At 48.8% G+C, this 16,056-nt stretch carries 17 protein-coding genes; 12 read left to right on the top strand and 5 right to left on the bottom strand.

Going from position 1 to position 16,056, the window contains the following annotated elements:
• Positions 1 to 24: 24 nt before the first annotated feature.
• The 5 genes from atpA (at position 25) to FPE01S_RS21035 (ending at position 5,939) form a co-directional block, all read left to right on the top strand.
• Positions 25 to 1,605, top strand: coding sequence for a F0F1 ATP synthase subunit alpha (gene atpA / locus FPE01S_RS21055; RefSeq protein ID WP_046371052.1), 1,581 nt, complete (start codon positions 25 to 27; stop codon positions 1,603 to 1,605).
• Between the two features lie 352 nt (positions 1,606 to 1,957).
• Positions 1,958 to 2,425 carry a T9SS type A sorting domain-containing protein gene (locus FPE01S_RS21050; protein WP_046371051.1) on the top strand — a complete coding sequence of 156 codons (468 nt, stop codon included), beginning with the start codon at positions 1,958 to 1,960 and terminating at the stop codon, positions 2,423 to 2,425.
• A gap of 309 nt (positions 2,426 to 2,734) precedes the next feature.
• A complete protein-coding gene (locus FPE01S_RS21045; RefSeq protein WP_245624042.1) occupies positions 2,735 to 4,972 on the top strand; it encodes a TonB-dependent receptor in 2,238 nt (745 codons plus the stop codon).
• A 26-nt stretch (positions 4,973 to 4,998) separates the two neighbouring features.
• On the top strand, positions 4,999 to 5,640 hold the full coding sequence (locus FPE01S_RS21040) for a hypothetical protein (protein WP_046371050.1): 642 nt from the start codon (positions 4,999 to 5,001) through the stop codon (positions 5,638 to 5,640).
• 11 nt (positions 5,641 to 5,651) lie between these two features.
• Positions 5,652 to 5,939, top strand: a complete 288-nt coding sequence (locus FPE01S_RS21035; RefSeq protein WP_046371049.1) for a winged helix-turn-helix domain-containing protein — start codon at positions 5,652 to 5,654, stop codon at positions 5,937 to 5,939.
• 8 nt (positions 5,940 to 5,947) lie between these two features.
• Here FPE01S_RS21035 and FPE01S_RS21030 read toward each other — a convergent pair whose 3' ends face one another.
• Together FPE01S_RS21030 and pdxA are read right to left on the bottom strand one after the other, a co-directional pair.
• Positions 5,948 to 6,652 (bottom strand): T9SS type A sorting domain-containing protein, encoded by a 705-nt coding sequence (locus FPE01S_RS21030; RefSeq protein ID WP_046371048.1) that lies wholly within the window; start codon positions 6,650 to 6,652, stop codon positions 5,948 to 5,950.
• Positions 6,653 to 6,835: 183 nt separating this feature from the next.
• Positions 6,836 to 7,933, bottom strand: coding sequence for a 4-hydroxythreonine-4-phosphate dehydrogenase PdxA (pdxA, locus tag FPE01S_RS21025; RefSeq protein WP_046371047.1), 1,098 nt, complete (start codon positions 7,931 to 7,933; stop codon positions 6,836 to 6,838).
• Positions 7,934 to 7,981: 48 nt separating this feature from the next.
• Here pdxA and rsmA point away from each other — a divergent pair, with 48 nt between their 5' ends.
• From rsmA to FPE01S_RS21000, 5 genes are all read left to right on the top strand, one after another.
• Positions 7,982 to 8,737: a 16S rRNA (adenine(1518)-N(6)/adenine(1519)-N(6))-dimethyltransferase RsmA gene (rsmA, locus tag FPE01S_RS21020; RefSeq protein ID WP_046371046.1), complete on the top strand. Its 756-nt coding sequence runs from the start codon at positions 7,982 to 7,984 to the stop codon at positions 8,735 to 8,737.
• A complete protein-coding gene (locus tag FPE01S_RS21015; protein ID WP_046371045.1) occupies positions 8,737 to 9,660 on the top strand; it encodes an NAD(P)-dependent oxidoreductase in 924 nt (307 codons plus the stop codon). Before rsmA ends, FPE01S_RS21015 begins: the two co-directional genes overlap by 1 nt.
• A 96-nt stretch (positions 9,661 to 9,756) precedes the next feature.
• Positions 9,757 to 10,230 carry a transcription elongation factor GreA gene (gene greA, locus FPE01S_RS21010; RefSeq protein ID WP_046371044.1) on the top strand — a complete coding sequence of 158 codons (474 nt, stop codon included), beginning with the start codon at positions 9,757 to 9,759 and terminating at the stop codon, positions 10,228 to 10,230.
• A gap of 124 nt (positions 10,231 to 10,354) precedes the next feature.
• Entirely contained in the window at positions 10,355 to 11,059 is a 705-nt protein-coding gene (locus FPE01S_RS21005; RefSeq protein WP_046371043.1) for a toxin-antitoxin system YwqK family antitoxin, read from the top strand.
• Positions 11,056 to 11,445, top strand: coding sequence for an HIT family protein (locus tag FPE01S_RS21000; RefSeq protein ID WP_046371042.1), 390 nt, complete (start codon positions 11,056 to 11,058; stop codon positions 11,443 to 11,445). Before FPE01S_RS21005 ends, FPE01S_RS21000 begins: the two co-directional genes overlap by 4 nt.
• Positions 11,446 to 11,458: 13 nt before the next feature.
• Here FPE01S_RS21000 and ruvC read toward each other — a convergent pair whose 3' ends face one another.
• Positions 11,459 to 12,061: a crossover junction endodeoxyribonuclease RuvC gene (gene ruvC / locus FPE01S_RS20995; protein WP_245624041.1), complete on the bottom strand. Its 603-nt coding sequence runs from the start codon at positions 12,059 to 12,061 to the stop codon at positions 11,459 to 11,461.
• Between the two features lie 19 nt (positions 12,062 to 12,080).
• Between ruvC and FPE01S_RS20990 the strand changes: the two genes are divergently transcribed.
• Together FPE01S_RS20990 and FPE01S_RS20985 are read left to right on the top strand one after the other, a co-directional pair.
• Positions 12,081 to 13,070: a lysylphosphatidylglycerol synthase transmembrane domain-containing protein gene (locus tag FPE01S_RS20990; RefSeq protein ID WP_046371041.1), complete on the top strand. Its 990-nt coding sequence runs from the start codon at positions 12,081 to 12,083 to the stop codon at positions 13,068 to 13,070.
• A 4-nt stretch (positions 13,071 to 13,074) separates the two neighbouring features.
• Complete coding sequence (locus FPE01S_RS20985) at positions 13,075 to 13,869, top strand: DUF3108 domain-containing protein (protein ID WP_046371040.1); 795 nt, start codon at positions 13,075 to 13,077, stop codon at positions 13,867 to 13,869.
• Here FPE01S_RS20985 and FPE01S_RS20980 read toward each other — a convergent pair.
• Positions 13,853 to 14,731, bottom strand: a complete 879-nt coding sequence (locus FPE01S_RS20980; RefSeq protein ID WP_046371039.1) for an MBL fold metallo-hydrolase — start codon at positions 14,729 to 14,731, stop codon at positions 13,853 to 13,855. The genes FPE01S_RS20985 and FPE01S_RS20980 overlap by 17 nt on opposite strands.
• Positions 14,712 to 16,049 (bottom strand): MFS transporter, encoded by a 1,338-nt coding sequence (locus tag FPE01S_RS20975; RefSeq protein WP_046371038.1) that lies wholly within the window; start codon positions 16,047 to 16,049, stop codon positions 14,712 to 14,714. Before FPE01S_RS20975 ends, FPE01S_RS20980 begins: the two co-directional genes overlap by 20 nt.
• Between the last annotated feature and the right edge of the window lie 7 nt (positions 16,050 to 16,056).

Here is a 16,056-nt window from a genome sequence, read left to right as displayed (position 1 = left end):
ATAAACGTCTAAATATTCAACGACATGGTAGATATTAAACCAGATGAAATATCAGCGATCCTGCGCCAGCAGTTGAGCAATTTCAACACTTCCGCTGAGCTGGAAGAAGTGGGCACGGTATTGCAGGTGGGTGATGGTATCGCCCGCGTATACGGCCTCAGCAATGTACGCGCCGGTGAATTGGTGGAGTTTCCGAATGGTGTTAAGGCCATTGCCCTCAACCTCGAAGAAGACAATGTGGGTGTGGTATTGATGGGTGAATCTTCCGAGATCAAAGAAGGTGATAAAGTACGCCGTACCGGTCAGATCGCTTCCATTAAAGTGGGAGAGGGACTGGTAGGTCGCGTGATCAATATGCTGGGTGAAGCGATCGATGGCAAAGGCCCGATCTCCGGCGAACTCTACGAAATGCCCCTGGAGCGTAAAGCACCGGGTGTAATTTTCCGGGAACCGGTAAAAGAGCCGCTTCAGACCGGTATCAAATCTATCGATGCGATGATTCCCATCGGCCGTGGCCAGCGGGAACTGATCATCGGTGACCGTCAGACAGGTAAAACTGCGATCGCCATTGATACCATCATCAACCAGAAAGAATTTTTCAAGGCAGGCAAACCTGTTTATTGTATATATGTTGCGATCGGCCAGAAGGCATCCACCATTGCCGGTGTGATGAAGACACTGGAAGAGCATGGCGCAATGGAGTATACCACTATCGTGGCAGCCTCCGCTTCTGACCCCGCACCCCAACAGTTTTACGCTCCTTTTGCCGGTGCTGCCATCGGTGAATACTTCCGTGACACCGGCCGTCCCGCACTGATCATTTATGATGATCTGTCCAAGCAGGCCGTTGCTTACCGTGAGGTGTCGCTGTTGCTTCGTCGTCCACCAGGCCGTGAAGCTTATCCCGGTGACGTATTCTACCTGCATAGCCGTCTGCTTGAGCGTGCTGCCAAGATCATTGCGAAGGATGAAGTGGCCAAAAACATGAACGACCTGCCCGCCAGCATCAAACACCTGGTTAAGGGTGGTGGTTCCCTGACCGCTTTGCCGATCATTGAAACCCAGGCTGGTGACGTTTCCGCTTATATCCCGACGAACGTTATCTCTATCACAGACGGTCAGATCTTCCTGGAAGGTAACCTCTTCAACGCCGGTATCCGTCCTGCGATCAACGTAGGTATCTCCGTAAGCCGGGTGGGTGGTAACGCACAGATCAAATCCATGAAGAAAGTGGCCGGTACCCTGAAACTCGATCAGGCCCTCTACCGCGAGATGGAAGCATTCTCCAAATTCGGTGGTGACCTCGATCCCGCTACCAAACTGGTAATCGACAAAGGTGCCCGTAACGTGGAAATCCTGAAACAGGCTCAATACACACCGTTTACTGTTGAAAAACAGGTAGCGATCATTTACCTCGGTACACAGGGTCTTCTCCGTGAAGTACCGGTAAACAAGGTGAAGGCATTTGAAGAACATTTCCTCCTGGAAATGGAAAACAAACACGCCAATATCCTGGCCGAATTCAAAAAAGGTAACCTGTCTGATGAAGGTATCAAGGTAGTGACCGAACTCACCAAAAGCCTGGTGCCACAGTACAAGAAATAATCAGTTTTCTGATAAAGGAAAAAGGGGCCATCGGCCCCTTTTTTATTGGGATATTATTCTGACCGCAATGCTTTAACCGGGTAAGCAGTTTCCGCCCTCAGGAATTGAAGCCCGACGGTGATCTAGGGTCTTTTTAAGGTACTTCTATTTTTCCATTCGTCGAAAACCTCGCTTCCCGCTTGCAAAAACGGGAATTATCTTCCATCTTTGACCTACTCTCACTGAAATCCGCATACCCCCTGATTACCAGACGTTGATTCCCGTCCCTTTGTTACATGATCCAGATCCTGCGAACTAATCCGTTCGTATTCCAATATCTATAGTGTTTTCGGACCACCCTAAGCTATAGATCATGAAACAATTGTACCCGGTACTCAGAAATATATGCACGCTCCTGCTGGCAGGATGTGTTGCTTCCTCACAGGCGCAAAGCATAGCGCCCGCTTCACCCAAAGTTTCACATTACACTACTGTCGATAGCCTTCCGGTTGTTCCTGCCGGTCATAATGGCAACGCACGTCAGAAGAACGCAAATCAATTGAACAGGGCAGACGATATGCAGCAGGTGGAAATGAATGTGCTGCACAAGATGGTGACAGACCAGCTGAAACTGGGCATACCTATCAACTGGATGGAAAAGGAAGTTGTGTTTGATTTTTATAACGCAGACGGCAAACTGATGCGAAAGGTGATCGAACACCGGTCAGCCACAAACCTGACGATCGATTTAAGTGGCCTGCCTGCAGGAACAGTTGTGGTACGTGCCAGCTGCGGTAAAGAATTTGCAGTGCAGCAACTGATGATTGAAAACGTTCTTTAAGCTAACGGGGTCCATTAAGCGAAAAAAAATGAAAGCGATACTTGCAAATATGAAATTCTCTTTCAATCTTTGTACTACTCAGGTCGCCTATCCAATTTCTCCGATTTACCTCCATCTGTTTTTCAATTCAGCACAACCTTTCCGATTTAATTTATTACCAGCATAGGGTCAACTTCATGTTGCACTCCACTACATATTTATAGTTTTAAAGGGTACGATCAACAAAGGCCGGGCTATTCTTAGCCGGGCCATTTTTTTGAATATTTGGTTTATATCGTAAACCAGTTTATATTTGGTAAAACAACTGCCTTGATACGCTCCAGCCTCCTGCTGACCTTATTAATCTTCCTGAGCTGCCTCGGGGCCGCCGCCCAGACCACTATTTCAGGCAAACTCACCGACACCAGGGGGCGTGCCATTCCCAATGCCAGTATTTCCATCAAAGATTCCTACGACGGCGCAACATCTGACAGCACAGGTCACTACCGCTTTGTCACCAGCGAAACCGGCGCCAGAATGGTCACCGTAAGCTGCATCGGTTACAATCCCTACGAAAAAGAGATCACGCTGAATAATCAGCAAATAGACCTGAATATCCAGGTCAGGGAAGCTGCCAATGAACTAAAAGCAGTGGTGGTAACAGCGGGCAGTTTTGAAGCCAGCGATTCCAAGCGGACAACGGTGCTTACCTCATTGGATATCGTCACTACGGCAAGTGCCAACGCTGATGTCACAGCTGCTCTCAGAACGCTGCCCGGCACACAGCAGATCGGTGAAAAGGAAGGCCTGTTCATTCGCGGTGGCAGCGGTGAGGAGGCAAGGGTGTTCATCGATGGTACCCTCGTCAATAATTTCTTTTATTCACCTGTTCCTGATATTGCCCAGCGTGGCAGGTTTTCTCCCTTTCTCTTCAAAGGGACCATCTTCAGCTCCGGCGGTTATTCGGCGTTATACGGACAGGCACTTTCCGGCGCACTGATCCTGGAGACAATCGACCTCCCCGAAAAGACTTCAGCCAATATCGGCATACATTCCGTCGGTGGAACAGCCGGTTACCAGCACCTTAATAAAAAGAAAAATGCCAGCTGGGGTGTCAACTATGCCTATACCAACCTGTGGGCATACTTCCAGCTCGTCAAACAACGCGTAGATTATTTCCGTGTACCTGAATTCCAGTATGCAGACGGCAACTTCCGGATAAAAACCAGCAAAACGGGAATGCTGAAAGGTTATGCGACTTTCCAGGGCAACCAGCTGGGACTGCGAAGCACCGATGTTGATTCACTGGCCCTGAAAAATGCTTTCACCCTGAAGAACCATAATATTTACTTTAACCTGTCATGGAAAGAAAGCCTCAGCCGCAGCTGGCGGATCTATATCGGTTCCTCCTACAGCACCAATAAAGACAACTATTCAAACGAATTGCAGAACCAGGATAACGAACGCCAGGAAATAGACGAAATACCCTACAGCCTGAAAAACTACACGGCAGTTTTAAAGGGAAATCTTACCACGCTTAAAACTGTGCTGGAACATCGCTTCCGCGGGCTGAGTGCAATCCGGTTTGGTGGTGAATACCTGTATTTTCATGATGACATGTCTTTTGCCGATACCCTGGGCCGCCATAACGTCATGAACGACCGGTTCACAGCGGCTTTTGCAGAAACCGATATCTACATCACCAACAATCTCGCGGCCAAACTCGGGACAAGGTTTGAGCATTCAAGCCTCCTGGACCGTTCCAATATTGTACCGAGACTTTCAATTGCATACAAGCTTGGATCACTGGGTCAGGCATCCTTTGCTTACGGGCTGTTCTTCCAGAAACCTGAAAAGAACCAGCTGATTGTAAGCCAGACACTGGGTTATGCAAAGGCATCGCATTACATTTTTAACCTGCAGAAGGTGACATCGGTGAATACACTCCGGATTGAAGCTTTCTATAAAAAATATGATGACCTCGTGAAAACTTACCCGGGGTTGAACAACAGTGGTTATGGTTATGCAAAAGGCGTGGAATTGTTCTGGCGCGATAAAAAGACTTTTAAAGGGGTCGACTATTGGGTGTCTTATTCGTTCCTGGATACCAAACGGGATTACCTCAATTATCCCTATTCCATCCAGCCCAATTTTGCCGCCAACCATACCGCGTCTCTGGTGATCAAAAAACTGATCACCAAATGGAAGACCAATATCAATGGTTCCTATTCGTTCGCTACCGGCAGGCCTTATTACGATATCGCCTATAATTCCGGCGCTTCAAAATTTGAGATGCGCGATAACGGAAAGACCAGTACCTACAACAATCTCAGCATCAGCATCAACTACCTGCCCAGCCTCAGCAAACCGGATGGAAAGTTTTTTACCGTGTGGGTGCTGTCTGTCAATAACGTACTGAACCAGAAACAGGTGTATAATTACAATTACTCCTACAATGGCCTGATCAAAACACCGGTACAGCCACCAGCCAATCAATTCTTTTTTATCGGTTGCTTCATCAGTTTTGGGATAGACCGTACGGATGATGTTATCAATAACAATCTTTAATACGCATTAAAGCAAAACCATCAAACATGAAAAAACTTACTTTTCTCTTTTTATCAGTGGCATTCGCACTGGCAGTGAACGCACAAAGCGACAAGTACAAGGCTGCCATGAAAGATCAGATCGGCAAACTGGAAACAGCATTTCAAAATAACGATTTCCCCCAGCTGGCGAACAGTTTTGAGCGCATTGGTGATGCTGAAAAGACGCAGTGGCTACCTTACTACTATGCAGCCTACGCCAATGTAATGAGTGCTTATCTCTCGCCCGACAAATCGAAAGTGGATGCCATTGCCGACAAGGCCGACGCCATGATCACAAAAGCGGAAACACTCAACGGAAAGCCGAACAGCGAAATCTTTGTGGTGAAAAGTATGGTTGCTTCCGCACGCATGCAGGTGGATCCGCAGAACCGCTGGATGCAGTATGGAAAGATTTCCGGTGAGAATATTGAAAAGGCAAAAGTGGCTGATCCCACCAATCCGCGCCCGGTTTACCTGGAGGGACAGGCGAAGTTTTATACACCAGAGCAATTTGGTGGCGGTAAGTCCGTCGCAAAGCCTTATTTTGAAAAGGCCCTGAGCATGTTCGATACTTTTAAGCCGGCAGGCGATCTCGAACCTGCCTGGGGCAAAGCTTCCACCCAGTATTTTCTGGACCAATGTAAATAGAACGGCACCTGATGTTTAAGTCCCTTGATCCGATATTACATACCCCTTTGAGACTGGCTGTTGTATCGCTGCTTATTCAGGAGAAGGAAGCAGAGTTCACCATCCTCCGGGAAAAGACAAATGCAACAGCCGGCAACCTCAGCGTGCAGATCAACAAGCTGAAGGATGCCGGCTATATAGATATAGTGAAACAGTTCCGGGATAATTATCCGCAAACCATTTGCAGGATAACCGCCACTGGCGAAAAGGCATTCAGGGAATACGTCAAAAATCTGCAGTCTTATATCAAGACCAGGTAGTTACCTGATTATTCTTTGATCAGCTGCAGGCGAAGCGCTTCTTTGCTGTTGACCCGCACTTCAAGCCAGTAGATACCTTTGTTCAGGTTATTGGTTCCGGTCAGTGCCAGCTGGTGCTGGCCGGCTTCCATTTTACCCTGGCGCTGCATCACTTCCTTCCCGTTGTCGTCGGTCAGTACAGCCGTCATGAAACCCTGGTCTTTCAGGGATAACAGCAGGTTGATATCATTTTGTTCCGGATGCGGAAACACGGTCACATATTCTACAATACCTGATTTATTGACGCGAACCAGCATGGGCTTGGTATAGGTCATCCGGGCATTGTCTTGTTTCCAGCCGATGCGATAATAGATATCGCGGGTGTTGATGGCTTTTGAACCAAGGCGGTCCGCAAAGTCAAAGCGGCCATTGTCTGACATGGTAACAGCATCGCCAACAGCTTCAAAGCTCGATCCGTCAAGACTTCTTTCCACTACATAAGCAGCGGAGCTGATATTGTCTTTTGCCATCCAGTTCAGGACGACAGTTTTTTCATTAAAAGAAGCGGAGATTGACCGGATGCCGGAACCGGCAGGAGCGTAGTCAATCGGAGAAGTCAAACCAGCGTCATCGTTCAGCAGCTCCATATTTATAGCAGCCTGCTGGGCATTAGTCTTGCTGGCGTAGCTCATCATCAGGGCAAGGCACAATACAACAATTACATACCGTTTCATAGTAGTACTTTTTTGAAGTGATTACGGAATCGAGATCGGGACTAATGGTTCCGTTCAGAGGATTTGAAACAGTAGACAGAGGGGATTGGACGGGTATGTATTCGTAGGAATTGTAGGACCAAGATAATATGCGCTTCCGGCAACTGCAAAAAAACGGGCATGAAAAAACCCTTCGGAATTTTACTACTCTTCAATTTTTTCGTCTACCGCATTGGCAAGCAGGCGGTTAGTAAGCTTTTTCATCGGGTTCTTCCGGTTATTCGCGAACTCGAAACGCTGGCGGATGATATCAATGCAGGTGAAAATGGCACCGATAAAGGACGTTTCGTCTCCACGGTTTTTGCCGGCAATATCGAAAGCGGTGCCATGGTCAGGTGAAGTTCTTACTGCAGGAAGCCCGGCGGTGAAGTTAACTCCCTGTCCCATCGCGAGTGATTTGAAGGGAATAAGCCCCTGGTCGTGATACATGGCCAGTACAGCATCAAATCTTTCATGGTAACCACGGGCAAAAAAAGCATCGGCTGAGAATGGTCCCTGTACAATACTGTTGCTTTGCTGCTTGAAATCGCGGATGGCCGGACGAATGATCGTTTCTTCTTCATTGCCGATCAGGCCTTCGTCGCCGGCATGCGGATTGAGGCCCAGCACGGCAATTTTGGGTTTGTCGACGCCAAAATCACGGCGGAGGCTGTCTTCTACCAGGCGCAATTTGGAAAGAATATGCGGACGTGTAACAAACTGGGCTACTGCCGATACGGGAACATGCTCCGTCAGTAGAGCGACCCGCATGTTTTCTGCCACCATGAACATCAGTACTTCCTTTGCTTCAAAACTTGCCTGCAGGAAAGGCGTGTGGCCGGTATAGGGAAATTGTTCACTCTGGGTGTTTTTCTTATGGATCGGTGCGGTGACCAGACCGTCTATATGGCCATCTTTCAGTGCCTGTACGGCAGTGGTCAGCGACAGGACTGCATATTTTCCGCCGATCTCGGTAAGCTGTCCGGGGGTGATCGACACTTCATCATCCCAGCAGTTGAAAATATTCACCTGGCGGGGGTTAATGCGGGAAAACTCCTTGATGTGCTGAAAATTGAAATTGAATTCCGGAAGCGATTTGCGGTAGAAATTGATGGCCTTGTTGGAAGCGAAAACCACCGGTGTGCAAAGCTCCAGCAGTTTGGGCTGGGCGATGGTTTTAATGATCAGTTCAAGACCGATTCCGTTGAGGTCGCCACAGCTGATACCGATCGTTGGTTTGTTCGTTTCCGGGTGATTAGACATGATGCTCCGTAATAAGGGGGTAAAAATACATGTATTTTTGCAGCGCTTATGTATACCCTCAAAAAATCGCTGGGCCAGCACTTCCTTAAAGATGAACAGATCTGCCGCAATATTGTGACGGCACTACAGGAACGCCCTATCACCAGGTTGCTCGAAGTGGGCCCCGGGGGAGGAGCATTGACCAAATACCTGCTGCAACTGCCGGATATCACGTTTAAAGCAGTGGAGCTGGATGCTGAGAAAGTGACGTACCTCGAAAATACATTTCCGGCGATCAGGGGCAAGCTCATCCATAAAAGCTTTCTGGATATCGACCCTCCATTTGATGAGCCATTTACCCTGGTGGGCAATTTCCCCTATAATATTTCCACGCAGATCTTATTTAAGGTGCTGGATTGGGATCCGATGGTTGAGTCCGTGATCGGTATGTTCCAGAAAGAAGTGGCGCAACGGGTGGCAGCGGGGCCCGGCTCAAAAATCTATGGCGTTACCAGCGTACTGATCCAGGCGTTTTATAAGGTTGATTACCTGTTTGACGTACCACCCGGAGCCTTTAATCCGCCGCCTAAGGTAATGAGCGGTGTGATCCGGCTGACGCCCAATGGCCAGCCACCGGCGATGCGCAGCCGCAAAGATTTCAGGCTACTGGTGAAAACAGCTTTTAACCAGCGGCGCAAAACCCTGCGGAATGCTGTCAGGGGGATCTTTCCGCCGGCAGTTCTGGAAGATGATTTTTTCAACAAAAGGGCGGAACAATTGTCCGTAGACGATTTCGCCGCGTTGACTTTTAAAATGAATGGATAATGCAGAAATGCCTGGTTACTGCCAAAGTGCACCCCTGGATGCTTGAAAGACTGGAACAGTTGGGTTTCACAGTTTCCTATCTACCCCAGATCACTTATTCCGAACTATTACAGGAGCTGCCCGATACCCACGCACTGGTGGTTACCACGCGGCTGAAGATAGATGCAGCCGCAATTGATGCCGCACCGCAGCTCCGATGGATCGCCCGCCTCGGCAGCGGTATGGAGCTTATCGATGTGGCGCATGCGGAAGCCCGCGGCATCCGGTGTGTGAGCAGCCCTGAAGGAAACAGGAACGCTGTTGCCGAGCAGGAACTCGGAATGTTGCTTTGCCTGTTGAACAATCTCCACAGCAGCGCCAACGAAGTAAAAGAGGGAAAATGGATAAGGGACGCCAATCGTGGTGCCGAACTGACCGGTAAAACGGTCGGTATCATCGGTTACGGCAATACCGGCTGGGCTTTTGCCCGTCTGCTGGCACCTTTCCAGGTAACGGTACTGGCTTATGACAAGTACAAGTTCGGATTTGGTGCCGACTATATTAAGGAGGCCAATCCCGAACAGATCGCCAGGTATGCTGACGTGATCAGCCTGCATATACCGCTGACCCCGGAAACGCATCATCTGGCAAACGATACCTTTTTTGACAGCCTGCAACAGAAACCTGTTTTCCTGAATACCAGCCGCGGTAAAGTTCATGATACCAATGCTGTGATCAGGGCACTGGAAAGCGGTAAAATAAGCGCCGCCGGCCTCGATGTTCTTGAAAATGAGCGCCTCGATACCTATTCTCCCGAAGAATACAACCGCCTCCAGACACTGGTCAGCAAACCGAATGTGCTGGTAACTCCCCATATCGCGGGATACAGCCATGAAGCCTATCTTAAAATGGCACAGGTAGTACTGGAAAAATTGGGATTGTAGCCCTGTTTTCCTATCTTTGAAATACAAGTACAACGCTTTCAAGAGATCTGAAGGCGTTGTTCTTTTTTTTTACTTTTTAACCAAAGGAGGTTAATTATGTCTGATGTTATTTATGTGTCCAAAGAGACACTGGAGCAAATGAAAGCTGAACTGCACCATATGAAGGCAGTTGAGCGGCCTGCTGCTTCCAGAGCGATTGCCGAAGCAAGGGAAAAGGGAGATTTGCGGGAAAATGCCGAATATGATGCGGCTAAAGAGGCACAGGGCATCCTGGAAGCCAAGATCAAGAAAATGGAAGGGGATATGGCAAACGCACGTATCCTCGAAGCTGATGCGATTGATACCTCTAAGGTTTCGATCCTGACCCGCGTATCCGTGACCAATATTACTACCAATAAGACCATGACCTACCAGATCGTTTCTGAAAAGGAAGCTGATCTGAAGAGCGGAAAGATCTCCGTTACGTCCCCGATCGGTCAGGGCCTGCTGGGTAAACTGGTAGGCGAAGTTGCCGAAGTGAAGGCGCCTGCCGGCGTACTGAAATTCAGAATTGACAAGATTTCTGCCTGACAGGCAGTTGAACGGACCCATATCCGGAAGAAGCCGCCCCCGACGGGGCGGTTTTTTATTGCAGTTAATATTCCGGTAACATTGACTTTACATTGAGGTAACATTGGGCCGGTAGCTTTGCGGCATGTTGAAAAAACTATTCCTGCTGGTCCTCCTCCTTCCGCTCGGTCTCCTCGCACAGAAGACGATCGCCTGGAAAGGAATGCAGCTGAACGCGCTGGACAAACAGGGCAGAAAGCAGGGAGAATGGCTATTTTTCGACAGCACCGGCACTGTCAGGATGCAATGCGCTTTCCACAATGATCAGCCCACCGGGCCGCGCGTGTTCTATAATTCCGCCGGCGACACTACCCTGCTCCGCTTTTCGCCGGAAGATAGTTCCGAACACTTCATCTATTATTACCATGGTCAGCCCATCAGCGGCCTGTTCTCCTGGGTAAACGACAAATTCAGGATCGAACTCGACAGGTTACCCGAAGGTTTCTCTGACGGCGATCTGAAAGACCTTAAGACCTGTTACACCACCAAGATCGATCCGCTGTACATGTTTGGCCGTGCAAGACTGCAGGAATATTTCAGCGCAGCCTATTATAAAAGCAATACCATTCCCAACTGGAACCATAACTTTGTACTCACCATCAATGCATCGGGCAAGGTGACCAATGTGGAATGGGCAGATAAGGAAGACATTCCTGCCAACGAAAGGGAGCTTTTCGATATCTTTTACAGTATGGGCCGCTGGCAGCCTTTCTTTGATACCTGGGACGCAAAAGAGATCAAACTGACGATGTCATTGGGGGCAGATCTGCAACCAATCACCGCAAGATGACATTATTCACCAGGATCATTAACGGCGAAATCCCTGCCTACAAGGTCGCCGAAAACGATAAATTTTACGCTTTCCTCGATATCTTCCCCCTGGTACACGGTCATGTACTGGTCGTTCCCAAAATTGAAGTGGATAAGTTTTTCGAAGTGCCGGATACTTACCTGTCTGAGATCCTTGTATTTGCCAAGCCCATCGCAAAAGCCATTGAACAGGCTTTTCCCTGTGATCGGGTAGGCGCAGCCGTTATAGGCCTCGAAATTCCGCATGCACACCTTCACCTGGCACCCATCAACGGTTCAGACGATCTCAACTTTACAAGGCCCAAACTCAAACTGTCTCCCGAAGAATTGAAGACCTGCCAGGAGAAAATCCTGGCCTACCTGTAAAAAATGCAGCTGGTCAGACACCCCTGACCCTGTCGGCATTCAGTTTAACAAAGGCCTCCCAGTTACCGGCTTTTGCAGCAGCCTTTTTACCTTTTCCGGTTTTCGATGTCGCCGCAGGCAATTGCGGATGCCCGGCCTGGAAATGATGACAGATCGCAACCGCCAGCGCATCAGATGCATCCATGTATTGTGGTGCCTCGCCGATCGGGAGTATACGCTGCAACATCTGCCACACCTGTTCCTTATCGGCATTGCCATTACCGGTAATCGACTGCTTCACTTTTTTGGGAGAATATTCACATACCTCGAGCCCTGCCTGGATAGCAGCAGCGATGGCAACGCCCTGGGCCCTTCCCAGTTTCAGCATGCTCTGTACATTCTTCCCGTAGAATGGTGCCTCAATGGCAAAAGTATCCGGACGAAAGGTGCCGATCAGTTCAGCTACTGTCCGGTAGATCAGTTCCAACCGCAAATGCTGATCCGCCTTCGGATTCAGCTTCAATACATCCATCTTAAGTAAAGACAGACGACCCGCCTGCACCTGGAGTAATCCATAACCCATCACGATGGTGCCGGGATCAATGCCGAGAATTATTTTCGGAGGGTTTTGCAACAACAACTTATTTTTATCGGGGATGATCAGGAACAAAAGTATCAAAATCTTTCTCAACTACTGGCTGGGTCCGGTGATATTCCTCTGGTTGTCCTGGTCCATTTTTCACCAGCTTCGCAGGCAACCCGACCTCCCCGATGCATGGTTACATATCAAGGCAGCCATGAGTGGAAACGCTGCATGGAAAGGCTGGCTCGTCTTACTGCTCATGCTGGCAAACTGGGGCATTGAAGCAGCAAAATGGCAGCTGCTCGTTTTTCCGCTCACTCCTGTTTCCTGGATGCGTTCCTTAAAAGCTGTACTGGCAGGCCTTGCTTTTGCAGTAAATACTCCCAACAGGATCGGCGAATATGGCGGCAGGGTGTTGTACATGCCGGAAGGAAAAAGACTGGAAGCAGTTTCACTCACCATTCTCGGAAGCTTCGCACAATTATTGGTGACCATGATCGTTGGTACGGCGGGGTTATGGTGCATGTATGCAGGCAAACCCGGACTAAACCTTCCCGAAGGTTGGGAGTCTTACCGTTTGTGGATTGGTGTTTTGTGCTGGATCCTTACAACTATCAGCGGTTTATCGTTGTTGATATACCTTCGTATAAGCTGGATGGTGCGGTGGGTTCACAAGATTCCCGGGTGGCTGATTGATCACCTGCCGGTTAGAATTTTGTTAAGAGTGTTGGGGTGGTCCCTGTTGCGGTATGCTGTTTTTTTGTTTCAGTATATATTACTGTTGCAATTGTTTGATGTAACGGATGAATGGCTGATTGCCGGATGGCTCGTTGCCGTGCAATTCCTGGTGATGGCAGTCATCCCATCCATTGCGCTGGCAGAATTGGGTATTCGCGGAAGAGTGGCATTGACATTGTTTGGATGGATCAGTACCAATTCCCTGGGGATCATTACCGCTTCGAGCTGTATCTGGCTGATCAACCTGGTACTGCCTGCTGTAGCAGGCTCGTTGCTGATCATCAGGATCAAAATTTTTGCTACGCGCACACCTATAGAAAAATGATGCGATGAAGAGAATGACCTTACTGGCCTTTTGTTTGGTTCTGCTGACTTCCCGGCTCGATGCGGGCGACGAATTTTGCGGTATCCGGAATGTTGCTTTCAAACATTCCGAAAGCATCACCTTCAAGGTTTTCTATACACTGGCAGGTGTGTACATCGGTGCCGGTGAAGCCAAATTTATCGCATCCCTCGAAAAACTGAACACCACTCCGGTCTACCACCTGGTGGGCGATGGCAAAACCTATAGTTTTTACGATAGTTTTTTTAAAGTCCGCGACCGGTACGAATCTTATGTGGATACAGCCTCCCTTCAACCCTATAAATTCATCCGCAACGTTTATGAAGGGGGGTATACCAAATATCAGACCGTGGCTTTCGATCACCAGAACAACAAGGCGGTGACCAATGAAGGGGTGTTCAATGTGCCCAATTGTGTGCAGGATGTTGTCAGCGCGATCTATTACGCCCGTAATATTGATTTCTCCAAATACAAGGTGAACGACCGCATTCCTTTTTCCATGTTCCTGGATAACGAAACCTACAACCTGTATATCCGTTACCTCGGCAAAGAAACCATCAAAACCAAATACGGGAAATTCAAAGCCATCAAATTCAAGCCCCTGCTGGTAAAAGGAACCATCTTTGAGGGCGGCGAAAAAATGGAAGTGTGGGTAAGTGATGATGCCAATCACCTTCCGCTCCGCGTGGAAAGCCCCATCAGCGTGGGCAGCGTGAAAGTGGATATGATGGATTACAAGAACCTGCGTTATCCCCTTTCATCACTTATAAGTCTGCGATAGTAAAGCTGCTGCCCGCCCGGATGCCTTTCTCCGTCAGTACAAGCTCGCTGCACTCGGTTACGGGATCATGTTCATAAAACAGTACATAATTGTGCTGCTGTGCTTCCTGTAAAAACGATTTTTTTTCCAGTAGTGTGGTAAGAGGAAACATATCATATGCCATCACATACGGCAATGGAATATGGTGCACTGAGGGAAGCAGGTCAGCCATGAACACGATTGTTCTGCCTTTGTACTGCAGTTGCGGCAACATCATGGCATGAGTATGGCCCTGTGCAAAGCGGACGTCTATCCCCGGCGCAAACCGGGCTGTGGCCAATGGGGCATGCAGGGAAGGATGGTTATCCGGCACCAGCGGATGCGCGATAAAACGCAGCTGCCCGCTTTCCTGGATGGGCAGTATATTCTCTTTCAGGAAAGAAGCTTTCTCCCGATCATTGGGATGAACAGCCCAGTTCCAATGCCCCTCATTGGACCAGTAGACGGCATTGGGAAATGCCGGTACGAGTTTCTCACCTTCTCTCCGGATACTGCCACCGCAATGGTCAAAATGCAGGTGGGTGAGCAGCACGTCTGTAATATCATTCCTGTGAAATCCATGGGCAGCAAGGCTCCTGTCAAGTGTGGCATCACCATGAAGATGATAATGCCCCATAAATTTTGCATCCTGTTTGTCGCCGATACCATTATCCACCAGTATCAGCCGGCCGTCGGTCTCGATCAGCAGGCACCGCATAGCCCAGGAGCAGAGATTGTTCTCATCACCCGGGTTCAGCTTATTCCACATTTGTTTGGGCACCACGCCGAACATGGCGCCGCCATCGAGCTTAAAGAATCCGGTTTCAATGGTGTACAGTTGCATGGCTGCGATCGTAAACTTTTTTGGTGTAGAAGAGTGCCAGTAATCCCAAAACGAAAAATATGCCAAGTGCGACGATGGAATTCCGCATGCTTCCCGTAAGGTCTTCCAGGAAGCCAAAGGTAAAGAGGCCGATCACCATTGCAATCTTTTCTGTCACATCATAAAAACTGAAAAAGGAAGTGGTGTCCTGGGTTTCGGGAAGAAACTTGGAATAGGTACTCCGGCTCATGCTCTGAATGCCACCCATTACCAGTCCCACGACGCCTGCAAGCACATAAAATTCCATCTGGCCGGTGATAAAATAGCCTGCCACACAAATGCCAATCCAGATACACACTGCCAGCACCAGTACCCACAGGTTACCAATGCGGCGCGACAGCCGGCTCATAGCAATGGCGCCAATAATGGCAACCAGCTGAATGATGATCATGGTGCCCATCAGCTTTCCCTGGTCATTCGGATCAGGAAAGATCTCTTTTTTGGCAAATCCTGCTGCGACAAGCATAACTGTTTGTACGCCCATACTGTAGAGAAAAAAAGCCAGCAGGAATCTTTTGAGCAGGGGCAGATGGGTCAGTTGTTTCCATACCAGTTTCAGCTCGTGGAAGCCATTGGTCAGTACATTCTTTTTGGCTTTACGCTCACTTTTGCTGGTACCCGGTAAAACATTGAGCGTGATCTGGGCAAAGCCAAACCACCAAAGTCCGACAAGCAGGAAGGCGAATCGGGGACCAGCTGTGCCGTCTTCCGGGTTCAGTCCGAAATAAGCCAGCAGGGATGGGTTCAGAATCAGGACAAAACAAATAAGCTGAAGCAAAACGCTGCCTAAATATCCCAGTGAAAATCCTTTGGCAGAGACCCTGTCCTGGTCTTCAGGCGCCGCTATCTCCGGAAGATAAGAATTGTAAAATACCAGACTTGCCCAGAAGCCCAGGGTGGCTATGGCAAAGATGATCATGCCATATTCGACCTTACCGGGATAAAAAAAGAACAAACCGATGCTTGCTGCTGAACCAATCGTACAAAACAAACGGAGCCAGACTTTCTTATTTCTCCTGTAATCGGCTATTGAGCCCAGGATGGGAGAACAAAGGGCAACCAGCAGGAAAACCACTGAGAGTGTATAATCCATCAGCGCTGTATTGATGAAGTTCCTGCCGAAAAAATTCACATAGTGTGCCCCATGTTCATTGCCCTTTTCGGTAATGGCAATATAGTAGGCTGGAAAAATGGTAGTGGTGATGACAAGATTATAGGCGCTGTTCGCCCAGTCGTACATGGCCCAGCCATTGATGACTTTCTTCGAAGCAGTTGGCATAGTTGCT

This window comes from Flavihumibacter petaseus NBRC 106054 (assembly GCF_000974785.1).
Classification (GTDB): Bacteria; Bacteroidota; Bacteroidia; order Chitinophagales; family Chitinophagaceae; genus Flavihumibacter; species Flavihumibacter petaseus.
This window is presented reverse-complemented; position numbering and strand designations above follow the sequence as displayed.